This window comes from Pseudomonas sp. Soil_N_39 (assembly GCF_057655955.1).
This window is the reverse complement of the sequence record NZ_JBDGLI010000033.1, coordinates 14,597-28,246: the sequence shown is the minus strand read 5'-3', so window position 1 is coordinate 28,246 and position 13,650 is coordinate 14,597. Positions and strand designations below refer to the sequence as shown.

Genomic DNA, 13,650 nt, shown 5'->3' with positions numbered 1-13,650 from the left:
CGCGGCTAACCCGGCATCCATGCCGGGTTGCCCACTGCGCAATACCTTCGTTCAGCCATCGTGGTTAACGGGGCGCCGAAATCAACGTCCACCACGAGGCGGCCTGATAGCCGACCTGGCTCTTGGCGAGACCGCGTTTCTCCTGTGGGAGCGAGCTTGCTCCCGCTTGAGTGCGCAGCGCTCATCGCTTTTTTGGGGCCGCTGCGCGCCCCAGCGGGAGCAAGCTCCCTCGCCACAGGACCGTGCCGCTCCCAAAACCCTTGTGGGTCTCCATCATCACCGCAAGCTGAGCCACCGCTATCGCGAGCAAGCTCGCTCCCACAGGGGATTGGCGCAGGGCATCAATTCTTGCAGCACCCCGACGCCAGTTCCTTGAGGATCGGGCAATCCGGGCGGTGGTCGCCGTGGCAGTGCTCTACCAGGTCCTGCAAGGTGTCGCGCAGTTCGGCCAGTTCGCGGATTTTCTGGTTCAGCTCATCGATGTGTTGCCGGGCCAGGGCCTTGACGTCGGCGCTGGCGCGTTGGCGGTCTTGCCAGAGGGTCAGCAGTTTGCCGACTTCTTCCAGGGAGAACCCCAAGTCGCGGGAGCGCTTGATGAACGCCAGGGTGTGCAGGTCATCAGTGCCGTAGATCCGATAGCCGCTGTCGGTGCGATGGGCAGCCCTGAGCAGGCCGATGGATTCGTAATAACGGATCATTTTCGCGCTCAGGCCGCTCTGGCGGGCCGCTTGGCCGATGTTCATCGCTTGTCCTCCAACTGCTTGGGTGTCCAGAACTTCAACAGTAGCGCATTGCTCACCACGCTGACGCTTGACAGCGCCATGGCCGCGCCGGCCAGCACCGGGTTGAGCAAACCGAACGCCGCCAGGGGGATGCCGATCAGGTTGTAGACGAACGCCCAGAACAGGTTCTGACGGATCTTGGCGTAGGTCTTGCGGCTGATGTCCAGCGCCGCCGGCACCAGTCGCGGATCGCCGCGCATGAGGGTGATGCCCGCGGCATGCATCGCCACGTCGGTGCCGCCGCCCATGGCAATGCCGATGTCGGCGGCTGCCAGGGCCGGGGCGTCGTTGATGCCGTCGCCGACCATCGCCACCACCGAATGGCGCTTCAATTGTTGGACGATGGCGGATTTATCCGCCGGCAATACCTCGGCATGGACATTGGATATCTCCAGCGCCTGGGCCACGACCCGGGCACTGCCTTGGTTGTCGCCGGTGAGCAGATGGCTGGCGATGTGCTGTTCATTCAAGGCCTGTACGGCGGCGAGAGCGCCAGGCTTGAGGGTGTCACCGAAGGCGAACAGGCCCAGCACCCGCGGCGCCGCGCCTTGTTCGATCAACCAGGACAACGTGCGGCCTTCTGTTTCCCAAGCCTGTGCCGACTCGGCTAGCGAACCTGGGACCAGGCCCAGTTCGTCCAGCAGCCGGCGATTGCCCAAGGCCAGGCGGCGCCCGTCGAGGCTGCCGGCAATGCCACGTCCGGCCAGGGACTGGCTGTCGCTGACATCCGGCACATCCAGGCCGCGCTCGGTGCAGGCGTCCAGTACCGCTTTGGCGAGCGGGTGTTCGCTGCCGCGTTGCAGCGCGCCGGCCATTTTCAGCAGCGCGTCTTCACCACCGTCCAGGGCGGTCAAGTGGGCGATGCGCGGCGTGCCGGAGGTCAGGGTGCCGGTCTTGTCGAACACCACGGTCGTGACTTCATGGGCGCGCTCCAGGGCCTCGGCATCCTTGATCAGAATGCCGTGGCGCGCAGCCACGCCGGTGCCGGCCATGATCGCCGTGGGCGTCGCCAGACCCAGGGCGCAGGGGCAGGCGATCACCAGCACCGCAACGGCGTTGATCAGCGCCGTTTCCAGTGGCGCACCGTAAAGCCACCAGACGATCAACGTCGCCAAGGCCAGTACCAGCACCACCGGGACGAAGACCTGGCTGACTTTATCCACCAGTTTCTGGATCGGCGCCTTGGCGGCCTGGGCGTCTTCCACCAGGCGGATGATGCGCGCCAGGACGGTTTCGGTGCCCAAGGCTTGCGTGCGGACCAGCAGCCGGCCTTCGCCGTTGATGGCGCCGCCGGTGACCTTGTCGCCGGGTTGCTTGGGCACCGGCAGGCTTTCGCCGCTGATCAGCGCTTCGTCGGCGTGGCTCTGCCCTTCCAGCACTTCGCCGTCCACCGGGAAGCGTTCGCCGGGCTTGACCAGCACCAGGTCATTCAAGCGTAGGGCGCTGATGGCAACGTCCCGTTCCTGGCCCTCGATCACTTGGATCGCACGCTCCGGGCGCAAGGCTTCGAGGGCGCGGATGGCGCTGGCGGTCTGGCGTTTGGCGCGGCTTTCCAGGTATTTGCCAAGCAACACCAGGGCGATCACGACGGCCGAGGCCTCGAAGTACAGGTGCGGCATGCTGCCGGGACGGGCGATCACCCATTCATAGACGCTCAAGCCGTAGCCGGCGCTGGTACCCAGGGCCACCAGCAGGTCCATGTTCCCGGCACCGGCCCGCAGGGCCTTGAAGGCGGCGACGTAGAAACGTGCACCGAAGATGAATTGCACCGGTGTCGCCAAGGCGAACTGCACCCAGGCCGAGAGCATCCAATGCACGCCGAATGGTTCCAGCAGCATCGGCAGCACCAGCGGCACGGACAGTAGAATCGCTAGCACCAGTGCCAGGCGTTCACGGTTCAGACGCTTGCTTTGCGTGTCGGCGACCTGCTCGGCCTGCCAGACCGTGGCGTTATAGCCGGCGCGCTTGACCGCATCGATCAGGGTTTGCCCATCCACCTGGCCGAGCAGTTCGAGGTGGGCGCGCTCGTTGGCCAGGTTGACGCTGACGCTGTTCACGCCGTCGACCTTGCCCAGGGCCCGTTCGACCCGGCCGACACAGGAAGCGCAGGTCATGCCTTGGATGTTCAATTCCAGGGTGTGCACGGGAACGCTATAGCCCGCCTGCTCGACGGCCTGCTTCAAGGCCGGCAGGCTGCCTTCGGGGGCCTGGACACGCGCCAGTTCCGTCGCCAGGTTGACGCTGACGGCGCTGGCACCGGCGACTTTGCTCAAGGCCCGCTCGACCCGCCCGGCGCAGCTGGCGCAGGTCATGCCGGCAATGGGTAGATCGAATGTGGTGGATTCGGACATCGGTCGGGCTCCCTGTAGTGAATGACTACAGGATCAACCTTGCCATGTTGGCAAGGTCAAGCGCCAATCTCCTGTGGGAGCGAGCTTGCTCGCGATAGCGGGAGGTCAGTCGACATCAATGTTGATGTCAGGCCGTCATCGCGAGCAAGCTCGCTCCCACAGGGGCTCGCAGCCACAAAGATGAGTGGCGTGTCAGTAACCGAGGCCGGCCGATTTGAGGAACATGCCTTCCTGGGTCATGGCGATGCGGAATTTCAAGATGTCGCCGGCCTTGAGGGTGATGTTCTGCGACCCTGGGGCGAGCATGCCCGGATTGCAACCCGGCGCCTGCCCCGGCAGCAACTTCAGGCGCAAGGAAAACTGGCCCGGCGGCAGGTTGAACGAGGTGCTTTGCTCCTGGAACAGCCTGGCCGAGAGCTGATCCTGGATGTAGATGCCAATTTCGCAATTGGTCGACACTTCCAGGCGTTCGCGGGAAATGATCACCACGCCGTAGTCTTCGCCGGCGGCCGAGGCCTGGGGCACCACCGCTGAAAAACCGAGCATGCAAAACAGGCTGAACGCTGACCAGCGCATGGCTGAACCTCCGGTGTTAAATCCTTGATGTGTGCAGCTTGGCTGAGGGCGATGCCGATTGCCAGCCCGGCAGTTTTTGTCAGAACTTGACCTTGCCATGATGGCAAGCTTGAGACTGGCGCCAACCTCAATTCCAAGGAGTCATCTCATGCAAACATTCAATGTTCAGGGAATGTCCTGCGGCCACTGCGTCAAGGCCATCACCCAGGCTGTCCAGGCCAAGGACCCGACGGCCGATGTGCAAGTCGACTTGGGTGCCAAGACCGTCCGGGTCCAGAGCTCATTGGCGGCCGATGCCGTGCTCGCGGCCATCCAGAAGGAGGGCTATGAGGTCAGTCCTGCTTGAAGTTTTTTAATCGTTAGCGACCTATCGGAATGTTCAAGCGCGCCCGGCACGGCTAGACTGTCGGGCTGTCGAACGACGCCTGAGCTGGACGCCCGATGAACCTCCGTATCATTCTGATTCTTGGCGCCTTGAGCGCTTTCGGTCCCTTGGCGATCGACTTCTACCTGCCCGCCTTTCCGGCGATGGCCACCGCCTTCGGGACTGACGAAAAACACATCCAGTTGACCCTGGCGGCCTATTTCCTCGGTTTGTCCATTGGGCAACTGGCCTATGGGCCGGTGGCGGATCGCTTCGGCCGGCGCATTCCGCTGCTGACTGGCGTCGGCCTGTTCACCCTGGCGTCCCTGGCCTGCGCCTATGCGCCGAGCCTCGAATGGCTGATCGGCGCCCGCTTCGTCCAGGCCCTCGGCGGATGCGCCGGGATGGTGATTTCCCGGGCCGTGGTCAGCGACAAATGCGACGCGGTGGGCTCGGCCAAGGTGTTTTCGCAGTTGATGCTGGTGATGGGCCTGGCGCCGATTCTCGCGCCGATGTTGGGCGGGTTGCTGGTGAACCTGCACGGCTGGCAGTCGATTTTCATTGCCCTGACCCTGTTCAGCGCGCTGGCGGCAACGGCCGTGGCCTTGTGGTTGCCGGAAAGCTTGCCGGACCATGTGCCTCGACCACCCTTGTCGGGCGCGTTGCGCCAGTACGGCCGGTTACTGACCGATTCGGTCTATCTCGGTCATGCGTTGACGGGGGGCATCGCTATCGCTGGGATGTTTGCCTACATCGCCGGTTCGCCTTTTGTATTCATCAAGCTTTATGGCGTGCCCGCCGAGCATTTCGGTTGGCTGTTCGGCACCAACGCGGCGGGGTTCATCCTGGTTGCCCAGGTCAACGCCCGGCTGCTGTCCAAGCGCGGCCCGGCGTTCCTGCTGAGCCGCGCGGTGTGGGTCTACCTGGGCGCCGGGCTGAGCCTGCTGGCGGTCAGCTCATTGCAACCTGCGCAGTTGTGGCCGCTGCTGATCCCGCTGTTTATCTGCATCGCCAGCCTGGGTTGCATCCTTCCCAATGCCTCGGCCTGCGCCATGAACGGGCAGGGCGCACGGGCCGGCAGTGCTTCGGCCATGCTCGGATGCCTGCAGTTTTCGGTCGCGGCGGGCGCCGCCGCGCTGGTCGCCGCGTTGCATGACGGCACCGCAGTGCCGATGGCCTTGGTCATCAGTCTCTGCGGGTTATTGGTGGTGTGTGCCGCCATGCTTACCCGTCGCCTGCAAAATGCCCGGGCATTGGCCCAGGCCAGTCGCGAGGGCTGACTCAGCCGGCCGCGCGCTGCTGCTGTTCGGGGAAATGATGGGGGGCGTGGATCCGCGCTTGCAAGGTCGTGGCGAAAGCCTGGGCTTCGGCCTCGGTACGAAAGGTGACGACGTGCTGGTCAAGACGCACTTGCCATTGGGATTTTGCCACTTCTTTTATCAGGATCTTCATTGCTGACCTCCTCACGAAAAGATTACGTTGCAAAGGCCTCGAGTGTAGACCCGAATGCGATCGCAATTGTGACAAGGATCAATTCTCGGACTGACGGTGCAGTTCCAGGTTGATGCAACACCTGTGGGAGCGAGCTTGCTCGCGATAGCGGTGGACCCGCCGACATCAATGTTGCCTGACCTGGCCCCATCGCGAGCAAGCTCGCTCCCACAGGATTGTTTGCAGGGCTACTGCCCAGTGCAGTCAGAAGCTTTCAAGCACAATCTTGCCCTTGGCCTTGCCGCTTTCCAGCAAGGCATGGGCCCGGCGCAGGTTCTCGGCGTTGATGGTGCCGAAATGTTCGCCCACCGTGGTCTTCAGCGTGCCGGCGTCGATCAGGGCAGCCACACGGTTGAGCAGTTTGTGTTGTTCAAGCATGTCAGCCGTTTCGAACAGCGAGCGGGTGTACATGAACTCCCAATGCAACGACAGGCTCTTGCGCTTGAGCTTGGTCACGTCCAGCGCCTTGGGATCGTCGATCAGCGCCAGTTTGCCCTGGGGCGCGAGGGCTTCGACCAACTGATCCAGATGCTGGTCGGTCTGGGTCAGGCTGGCGACGTGAGTCACCTGGGGCTGGCCTGCTTCTTTCAATACGTCGCTCAAGGGGCGGCTGTGGTCGATCACCAGGTCGGCACCCAGGCTGCGCACCCATTCCTGGGTTTGCGCACGGGACGCGGTGCCAATCACCTTCAGCCCGGTGAGTTGGCTGGCCAGTTGCGTCAGGATCGAGCCCACGCCACCCGCGGCGCCGACGATCAACAGGCTCTGGCCCTGGTCGTCCTGGCCTTCCTGGATGTGCAGGCGTTCGAACAACAATTCCCAGGCGGTGATGGCCGTCAGCGGCAGCGCCGCCGCGTCGGCGAAACCGAGGGTCTTGGGCATGTGGCCGACAATGCGCTCATCCACCACGTGCAATTCGCTGTTGCCACCGGCCCGGGCGATGGAGCCGGCGTAGAACACCTTGTCCCCGGCCTTGAACAGCGTGACCTCGCTGCCTACCGCCTTGACCACGCCGGCCACGTCCCAGCCCAGCACCTTGGCGACGCCATCTTCGGGCTGGACGTTCTGGCGGACCTTGGTGTCCACCGGGTTGACCGAAATGGCCTTGACCTCCACCAGCAGGTCCCGGGGACCGGCAACCGGTTCCGGCAGCTCGATGTCTTGGAGCGATTGCGGGTCGGTGATGGGCAATGAGTGGTAGTAGGCGATGGCTTTCATGAAGCGGCTCCGTGAGGTGAGTTTCGATGAAGGTCATATTTAGCTATTTATCGCCGAGATAAAACCGGCTAAAACAACAGGCTCTTTCAATGCTTTTTTGATAATGGAGGCGTGATGCTGCGCTTCGATGACTTGCAATTGTTTGTCCGGGCGGCGGACTTGGGCAGTCTGTCGGCCGCGGCCAGGGTCATGGACCTGTCGGCGGCGGTGGCCAGTGCCGCGTTGAAACGGATCGAGCTGCACCTTGGCGCGCGGCTGTTGGCCCGCTCCACCCGTAGCCTGCGCCTGACAGCGGAAGGCGAGGGTTTTCTCGAATATGCCCGGGCCGCGTTGAGCAGCCTTGACGAAGGGCGGCGGTTGTTGACCAGTGGCCAGGATCAGGTCAGCGGGGTGTTGCAGTTGTCCGCGCCGTCAGACCTGGGACGCAACTTGCTGTTGCCCTGGCTGGATGCGTTCCAGCGCGAGCACCCGGGACTGACGGTGCGGCTGCTGCTGGGCGATCGCATGGCCGACCTGTTCAAGCAGCCGGTGGACATCGCCCTTCGTTATGGCGAGCCGGAAGATTCGAGCCTGGTGGCCTTGCCCGTCGCCCCGGATAACCGTCGGGTGCTGTGTGCATCACCGGATTATCTGGCGCGCCAGGGCGAACCCCATCAGTTGGAACAACTGGCCCAGCACAACTGCCTGTTGTACATGCTGGGCAGCCGGGTCCATGACCGATGGGGTTTTCATGACGGCAAACGGGAGGTGAGCCTCACCGTCAGTGGCGACCGTTTCAGTGATGACGCCGATGTGGTACGCCGCTGGGCGGTGGCGGGGGCCGGGATTGCCTACAAATCGTGGCTGGATGTGTCCACCGATGTGCTGGCCGGGCGTTTGAAAATCCTCTTGCCGCACCTGCAATGCGAACGCGCGCCCCTCAATTTGCTGTGTGCCCACCGGGCGCAATTGAGCAAACCCATCAATCTTCTGCGGGACATGCTCCAGGCCCGCTGTGCTGAGTTGACGGCTCGATTTCCACTCCCGACGGGGCCCGGCCATTAGTCGCGCGCAAATAGAGAATTTTCCCTCATGAACAATCGCCTCCAAAGGTTTCCGGAGGACAGGAAAGCTCGATAGTCGCGCTTATACTAGCGACCGCCTGCGCCAGAGCAGTAGACGAATGATTCAACAGGGAGTGAATACATGGAACATGCACCTTGCATCAGCCAGATCGCCACGCTGCTGGCTGACCCCAAGCGCAGCGCAATGATGTGGGCCTTGATGGACGGCACGGCCCGCCAGGCCGAGGAGTTGGCGTTGCTCGCCGGGTTGTCGCCGTCCTCGGCCAATGCGCACCTGGGGCGTCTGTCCGCCGGAGGCCTGTTGAAAGTCGAAGCCCGGGGCCGCAAGCGGTTTTTCCGCCTGGCCGCGCCTGAAATCGGCGCAGCCGTCGAAGCGCTGGCCAGCGCGACCCTGGTCAGTACGCCACGGCAGATTCCGGATGTCTTCAAGCGCCGGGTCATGCCGACCAAGGCCCCGTCGGCCCCCGCTTCGTTGATGCGGGCCAGGCTGTGCGACGATCACCTGGGGGGAACCCTGGCGGCCGACCTTTACCAGCGCCTGCTCGACGCCGGGTGGATCGAGCAGTTCGAACAACGGGTGGTCGTCACGCACAAGGGCGCCAATCAATTGGCCGAGCGTGGCCTGTTCATCCAGGCCCTGGCCCATCGCAATGCCCGTGTTGCCTGCCCCTGCCCGGACTGGAGCGAGCGACGTCCGCACCTGGGTGGCGCGCTGGGGGCGGCGTTGCTGCAACTGTTCATGCAGTCGGGTTGGCTGACCTTGCCCAACGATTCGCGGGCCTTGCAGGTAACGACGCTCGGCCAACAGGAAATCCACCGGTTCGCCCGGCAGGATGCCGTGGAGATGGCGTTCTAGGGAACGCTCCTGGCGCGTCGCTCAGGGCTGTCGACAGGTCGTATTCAGCAATCGCCACCCGTAAGGTTCGCGCACACTCGGTCCGGGGAAATCATCGGATTGGGGAGGTAGCATGGACATTCACGGTTACAGCGCGGCGGAACGCTTGGAGCGGTTACCCATCAGCGGGTATCACCGGGTGATTTTCATCATCATCGCCCTGGCGTTTTTCTTCGACTCCATGGACCTGGCGATGATGACGTTCCTGCTGGGCTCGATCAAAGCCGAGTTCGGCCTGAGCACCGCCCAGGCCGGTCTGCTCGCCAGCTCCAGCTTCTTCGGCATGGTGCTGGGGGCGTCGCTGTCGGGCATGCTGGCCGATCGTTTCGGGCGCAAACCGGTGTTCCAATGGAGCATCGTGTTGTGGGGCATTGCCAGCTACCTGTGCTCCACCGCCCAAGACGTGGAGACCTTGACGTTGTTTCGCGTCCTGCTGGGCATCGGCATGGGCATGGAGTTTCCGATTGCCCAGTCGATGCTCTCGGAGCTGATCCCGGCCAAGCGTCGAGGGCGCTACATCGCCTTGATGGACGGCTTCTGGCCGCTGGGTTTCGTGGCGGCGGGGGTGCTCTCGTATTTCCTGCTGCCGGTGATCGGCTGGCGCGACATCTTCCTGGTGCTGGCGGTGCCGGCGGTGTTTGTCCTGGCGATTCGCTTCTTCATTCCCGAGTCGCCGCGCTGGTTGGAGCAGGCCGGTCGGGGGGACGAAGCGGACGCGGTGCTCAAGCGTATTGAAGACAAGGTCCGGGCCTCGCTGGGACGGCGCGACCTGCCGGAGCCGATCCGCCTGCCCAGGGTCGAGAGTGTGCCGGGCAATTTCTTTTCGGCCCTGGCGCAAATCTGGTCGCCGCTGTATCGCCAGCGCACGATGATGATCTGGAGCGTCTGGTTCTTTGCCTTGCTCGGTTTCTATGGCCTGACGTCCTGGCTCAGCGCGTTGTTGCAGCAGTCGGGGTTCGCCGTGACCCAGTCGGTGTATTACACCGTGCTGATTTCCCTGGGCGGGATTCCCGGCTTCCTGATGGCGGCCTGGCTGGTGGAGCGTTGGGGGCGTAAGCCGGTGTGCATCATCACGTTGCTGGGCGGCGGGGTGATGGCGTTTCTGTATGGGCAGAGCGCGGTGTTTGGCGGCAACGTCGGCTTGTTGATCGGCACCGGGCTGCTGATGCAGTTTTTCCTGTTTGGCATGTGGGCGGTGCTCTACACCTACACGCCGGAGCTGTACCCCACCTCGGCCCGGGCCACCGGCTCGGGCTTTGCTTCGGCGGTAGGTCGTATCGGTTCGCTGCTTGGCCCATTGGTGACCGGCCTGGTGTTTCCCATCACCGGCCAGGGCGGTGTGTTCGCCCTGGGCGCGCTGTGCTTCGCCGTGGCGGCGGGGGTGGTCTGGTTGTTCGGGATGGAGACGCGGGGCAAGACACTGGAGGAGTTGAGCGAAGCGCCCGTCGCCGACTAAACACCTTCCTCTGTGGGAGCGAGCTTGCTCGCGATAGCGGTCCGGCATCCAACATCGCTGTCGACTGATACACCGCCATCGCGAGCAAGCTCGCTTCCACAATTGAATCTGCGTCCAACCGGGGATGTGCAGGCGATCAAAACCTGTGGAAGCGAGCTTGCTCCCACAGGGTTGATTGTCGGCTTTAGGGTTTTACTAGTCGCGCATCCAGGCTGTTCTGCGCCAGGCGTTTGGCCTGGTCTTGGGTCATGCCCAGGTGGGTGTGCAGGGCGTGGAAGTTCTCGGTGACGTAGCCGCCGAAGTACGCCGGGTCATCGGAATTCACCGTCACCTTCACGCCGCGCTCGAGCATGTCGAGGATGTTGTGCTGCGACATGTCGTCGAACACGCACAGCTTGGTGTTGGACAGCGGGCAGACGGTCAATGGAATCTGCTCGTCGATGATCCGCTGCATCAGCCGCTCATCTTCGATGGCCCGCACGCCATGGTCGATGCGCTGGATCTTCAGCAGGTCGAGGGCTTCCCAGATGTACTCGGGCGGACCTTCTTCGCCGGCGTGGGCGACGGTCAGGAAGCCTTCGTTGCGTGCGCGGTCGAACACGCGCTGGAACTTGCTCGGTGGATGGCCCATTTCCGAACTGTCCAGGCCCACGGCCACGAAGGCCTCGCGGAATGGCAGCGCTTGATCGAGGGTTTTCTCGGCTTGTTCTTCGCTCAGGTGGCGCAGGAAGCTCAGGATCAGGCCGCTGGTGATGCCCAGTTGCTGCTCGCCGTCCTTGAGGGCGGCGGCGATGCCGTTGAGCACCACTTCGAACGGGATGCCACGGTCGGTGTGGGTCTGCGGGTCGAAGAACGGTTCGGTGTGGATCACGTTCTGCGCCTTGCACCGCAACAGGTAGGCCCAGGTCAGGTCGTAGAAATCCTGGGACGTGCGCAGCACATCGGCGCCCTGGTAATACAGGTCGAGGAATTCCTGCAGGTTGTTGAAGGCATAGGCCTTGCGCAGGGTGTCGACGTCATTCCACGGCAGGGCGATCTTGTTGCGTTCGGCCAGGGCGAACAGCAGCTCGGGCTCCAGCGAGCCTTCCAGGTGCAGGTGCAGTTCAGCCTTGGGCAGGGCGTTCAGCCAGTCGTACATGGTCTTTTCTCATCAGCGAATCGATGGCGGGCATTCTACAGGGGGCTGGCCGTCCTGTCGGGTAAAACCTGACCGGCTGATCCACTACACGGCGTGGGGCTCCCGGCGGTAAGCATAGGTGTCGGCGAAGCGCGAGAGCAGGAATTGTGCGCAGGTGGTGGTCGGGTACTTTGGCGGGTGGGCGTCATCCTGGCAACCGGGCAGGCATTGGATCAGCGTGTCGGGGTGTGGCTCGGCGAAGAACGGCATCGAATAGCGGTCCACTCCCAGTGGGCTGATCACCCGATGCGGCGTAGACAGGTACCGGTCGTTACTCCAGCGCGCCATCATGTCGCCGAGGTTGACCACGAAGGTGCCGTCGATGGGCGGCGCGTCGACCCACTGGCCGTTGACGTTGCGTACTTGCAGGCCGCCGGCGGCGTCCTGGTAGAGCAGGGTGATGCAGCCGTAGTCGGTATGTGCCCCGGCACCTTGCTGTTCGGCGCAACTGGCGGTGTCGCGGGGCGGGTAGTGGATCAGGCGCAGCACGCTTACCGGCTCGTTGAAACGCGTGTCGAAAAAGTCCCGCTCGATGCCCAGGGCCAGGGTCATGGCCCGCAGCAGGGTTTGCGCAAGCGCCTGCATGTCGCGGTAATGCTGCTCCATCAAGGTTTCCCAGCCGTTCAGATCAGGGTGCCGGTTGGGGCCGCGCAGGGGTTTTTCCGCCAGCACCTCGGGGTGATCGGCCGGCAAGTGCAGGCCCATGTCGAAGGTTTCCTTCAGGTCGCTGGGCTTGGTCGGGTCCAGCTGTTCGGTGGCGACGGCGCCGTAACCACGATGGTGGCGGGTCTGGGTGATGTCGATCTTGAGTTTTTCTTCGACGGGCAGGGCGAAGAAGCGTTGGGCATTGCCCAGCACCTCGGCGATGCGCGCCGGGCTGATGGGATGGCCCTTGATGTAGAAAAAGCCCCACTGGCGGCAGGCGCGGTCGATGTGCCCGGCGACGGCTTGCCAGGCGTCGGGCTCATCGCCGTAGAGCGGGCTGATGTCGATGATGGGCAGGCTGTTCATGCGGCTTTCCTGAATTTGGACGCGGACCCATGTGGGAGCGAGCTTGCTCGCGATAGCGATTTATCTGTCGACATCGATGGTGAAGGTCAGTCCGCTATCGCGAGCAAGCTCGCTCCCACAGGGTTATGTGTTTGGCCTGAGGATTACTTCGGAATCTCAGCTTTCATGCCTTCGACGTAATAATTCATCGACGCCAGTTCCGCATTGGTGGCGCTCGCGCCGGCGGGGATTTTCTCGACGCCGGCCTGGTCCTTGATCGGGCCGGTGAACGGGTGGAAGGCGCCACTCTCGATGTCGGCGATGATCTGCTCGGCTTCGCCCTTGACCGATGCCGGCACCAGGTCGCTGATCGGTAGTTTCACCGTGCCTTCCTTCAGGCCGCCCCAGTAGTCCTGGGCTTTCCAGCTGTGGTCGAGCACGCTCTGGGTCGCCTGGATGTAATGCGGGCCCCAGTCGTTGACGATGGACGTCAGCACCGCCTTGGGACCGAAGTGAGCCATGTCCGAAGCGTAGCCCACCGCATAGACGCCGCGTCGCTCGGCGGCCTGGATCGGCGCCGGGCTGTCGGTGTGCTGGAACACCACGTCCACGCCTTGGTCGATCAGTGCGTTGGCGGCGTCGGCTTCCTTGCCCGGGTCGAACCAGGAGTTGACCCACACCACCTTGATCTCGGTGCCGGGGTTGTATTTGTTCAGGGCCAGTTGGATGGCGTTGATGTCGCGGATGACTTCCGGGATCGGGAAGGAGGCGACGTAGCCGATCTTCTTGGTCTTGGTCATCTTGGCCGCGAGGAAGCCGCCGACGTAGCGGCCTTCGTAGGTGCGTGCCAGGTACGTGCCCAGGTTCTTGTCCTGTTTGTAGCCAGTGGCGTGTTCGAAGATCACCTTGGGAAATTGCTTGGCGACCTTGAGCGTCGGGTTCATGTAGCCGAAGGAGGTGGTGAAGATCAGGTCGTATTTGTCCTTGGCCATGTTGCGGATCACCCGCTCGGCGTCGGCCCCCTCCGGCACGTTTTCCACGTAATGGGTGGTGATCTGCTCACCGAATTTCGCCGCCAGCTCCTTGCGCCCTTGTTCATGCTGATAGGTCCAGCCGTGGTCGCCGATCGGGCCGATATAGACGAAGCCGACCTTCAGCGGGTCGGCGGCACTGGCATTCAGGCCGGCGCCCAGGCCGACGGCTGCGACGACGGCGCAAAGCAACTGCTTCAAGGGGCGTTTGTGCATGAACTCGAACTCCGTTTTGTTGTGAGGTTGGCTGTGCAG

General features: G+C 63.3%; 13 protein-coding genes. 5 read left to right on the top strand and 8 right to left on the bottom strand.

Going from position 1 to position 13,650, the window contains the following annotated elements:
- Positions 1-341: 341 nt before the first annotated feature.
- From cueR to AC3A5O_RS28295, 3 genes are all read right to left on the bottom strand, one after another.
- Complete coding sequence (gene cueR, locus AC3A5O_RS28305; RefSeq protein ID WP_305469563.1) at positions 342-743, bottom strand: Cu(I)-responsive transcriptional regulator; 402 nt, start codon at positions 741-743, stop codon at positions 342-344.
- Complete coding sequence (locus AC3A5O_RS28300) at positions 740-3,133, bottom strand: heavy metal translocating P-type ATPase (protein WP_487754000.1); 2,394 nt, start codon at positions 3,131-3,133, stop codon at positions 740-742. The genes cueR and AC3A5O_RS28300 overlap by 4 nt, the downstream gene beginning before the upstream one ends.
- A gap of 192 nt (positions 3,134-3,325) precedes the next feature.
- Positions 3,326-3,709, bottom strand: a complete 384-nt coding sequence (locus AC3A5O_RS28295; protein ID WP_122567215.1) for a hypothetical protein — start codon at positions 3,707-3,709, stop codon at positions 3,326-3,328.
- Positions 3,710-3,857: 148 nt separating this feature from the next.
- Between AC3A5O_RS28295 and AC3A5O_RS28290 the strand changes: the two genes are divergently transcribed.
- Together AC3A5O_RS28290 and AC3A5O_RS28285 are read left to right on the top strand one after the other, a co-directional pair.
- Positions 3,858-4,055 (top strand): heavy-metal-associated domain-containing protein, encoded by a 198-nt coding sequence (locus AC3A5O_RS28290; RefSeq protein WP_122567214.1) that lies wholly within the window; start codon positions 3,858-3,860, stop codon positions 4,053-4,055.
- Positions 4,056-4,150: 95 nt separating this feature from the next.
- On the top strand, positions 4,151-5,353 hold the full coding sequence (locus AC3A5O_RS28285) for a multidrug effflux MFS transporter (RefSeq protein WP_487753999.1): 1,203 nt from the start codon (positions 4,151-4,153) through the stop codon (positions 5,351-5,353).
- Between the two features lies 1 nt (position 5,354).
- On the opposite strand, the gene AC3A5O_RS28280 is transcribed toward AC3A5O_RS28285, so the two are convergent.
- Both AC3A5O_RS28280 and AC3A5O_RS28275 read right to left on the bottom strand, forming a co-directional pair.
- On the bottom strand, positions 5,355-5,525 hold the full coding sequence (locus AC3A5O_RS28280) for a hypothetical protein (protein WP_163006800.1): 171 nt from the start codon (positions 5,523-5,525) through the stop codon (positions 5,355-5,357).
- 243 nt (positions 5,526-5,768) lie between these two features.
- Positions 5,769-6,782: a zinc-binding alcohol dehydrogenase family protein gene (locus tag AC3A5O_RS28275; RefSeq protein WP_487753998.1), complete on the bottom strand. Its 1,014-nt coding sequence runs from the start codon at positions 6,780-6,782 to the stop codon at positions 5,769-5,771.
- A 114-nt stretch (positions 6,783-6,896) separates the two neighbouring features.
- On the opposite strand from AC3A5O_RS28275, the gene AC3A5O_RS28270 reads away from it, so the two are divergent.
- The 3 genes from AC3A5O_RS28270 (at position 6,897) to AC3A5O_RS28260 (ending at position 10,197) form a co-directional block, all read left to right on the top strand.
- Positions 6,897-7,826, top strand: coding sequence for a LysR family transcriptional regulator (locus tag AC3A5O_RS28270; protein ID WP_305482546.1), 930 nt, complete (start codon positions 6,897-6,899; stop codon positions 7,824-7,826).
- Positions 7,827-7,967: 141 nt separating this feature from the next.
- A complete protein-coding gene (locus AC3A5O_RS28265) occupies positions 7,968-8,702 on the top strand; it encodes an ArsR/SmtB family transcription factor (RefSeq protein ID WP_122567210.1) in 735 nt (244 codons plus the stop codon).
- 112 nt (positions 8,703-8,814) lie between these two features.
- Positions 8,815-10,197, top strand: a complete 1,383-nt coding sequence (locus AC3A5O_RS28260) for an MFS transporter (protein WP_305469571.1) — start codon at positions 8,815-8,817, stop codon at positions 10,195-10,197.
- A 184-nt stretch (positions 10,198-10,381) separates the two neighbouring features.
- Here AC3A5O_RS28260 and AC3A5O_RS28255 read toward each other — a convergent pair whose 3' ends face one another.
- From AC3A5O_RS28255 to AC3A5O_RS28245, 3 genes are all read right to left on the bottom strand, one after another.
- Positions 10,382-11,335, bottom strand: coding sequence for an adenosine deaminase (locus tag AC3A5O_RS28255; protein WP_060739317.1), 954 nt, complete (start codon positions 11,333-11,335; stop codon positions 10,382-10,384).
- A gap of 84 nt (positions 11,336-11,419) precedes the next feature.
- Positions 11,420-12,385 (bottom strand): 2-oxoglutarate and iron-dependent oxygenase domain-containing protein, encoded by a 966-nt coding sequence (locus AC3A5O_RS28250; protein WP_354338546.1) that lies wholly within the window; start codon positions 12,383-12,385, stop codon positions 11,420-11,422.
- Positions 12,386-12,528: 143 nt separating this feature from the next.
- On the bottom strand, positions 12,529-13,611 hold the full coding sequence (locus AC3A5O_RS28245) for a BMP family ABC transporter substrate-binding protein (RefSeq protein WP_487753997.1): 1,083 nt from the start codon (positions 13,609-13,611) through the stop codon (positions 12,529-12,531).
- Between the last annotated feature and the right edge of the window lie 39 nt (positions 13,612-13,650).

Excerpts from the sequence above, each read along its gene's own strand:
- cueR (WP_305469563.1), bottom strand. The coding sequence starts at position 743 with ATGAACATCGGCCAAGCGGCCCGCCAGAGCGGCCTGAGCGCGAAAATG.
- AC3A5O_RS28300 (WP_487754000.1), bottom strand. The coding sequence starts at position 3,133 with ATGTCCGAATCCACCACATTCGATCTACCCATTGCCGGCATGACCTGC.
- AC3A5O_RS28295 (WP_122567215.1), bottom strand. The coding sequence starts at position 3,709 with ATGCGCTGGTCAGCGTTCAGCCTGTTTTGCATGCTCGGTTTTTCAGCG.
- AC3A5O_RS28290 (WP_122567214.1), top strand. The coding sequence starts at position 3,858 with ATGCAAACATTCAATGTTCAGGGAATGTCCTGCGGCCACTGCGTCAAG.
- AC3A5O_RS28285 (WP_487753999.1), top strand. The coding sequence starts at position 4,151 with ATGAACCTCCGTATCATTCTGATTCTTGGCGCCTTGAGCGCTTTCGGT.
- AC3A5O_RS28280 (WP_163006800.1), bottom strand. The coding sequence starts at position 5,525 with ATGAAGATCCTGATAAAAGAAGTGGCAAAATCCCAATGGCAAGTGCGT.
- AC3A5O_RS28275 (WP_487753998.1), bottom strand. The coding sequence starts at position 6,782 with ATGAAAGCCATCGCCTACTACCACTCATTGCCCATCACCGACCCGCAA.
- AC3A5O_RS28270 (WP_305482546.1), top strand. The coding sequence starts at position 6,897 with ATGCTGCGCTTCGATGACTTGCAATTGTTTGTCCGGGCGGCGGACTTG.
- AC3A5O_RS28265 (WP_122567210.1), top strand. The coding sequence starts at position 7,968 with ATGGAACATGCACCTTGCATCAGCCAGATCGCCACGCTGCTGGCTGAC.
- AC3A5O_RS28260 (WP_305469571.1), top strand. The coding sequence starts at position 8,815 with ATGGACATTCACGGTTACAGCGCGGCGGAACGCTTGGAGCGGTTACCC.
- AC3A5O_RS28255 (WP_060739317.1), bottom strand. The coding sequence starts at position 11,335 with ATGTACGACTGGCTGAACGCCCTGCCCAAGGCTGAACTGCACCTGCAC.
- AC3A5O_RS28250 (WP_354338546.1), bottom strand. The coding sequence starts at position 12,385 with ATGAACAGCCTGCCCATCATCGACATCAGCCCGCTCTACGGCGATGAG.
- AC3A5O_RS28245 (WP_487753997.1), bottom strand. The coding sequence starts at position 13,611 with ATGCACAAACGCCCCTTGAAGCAGTTGCTTTGCGCCGTCGTCGCAGCC.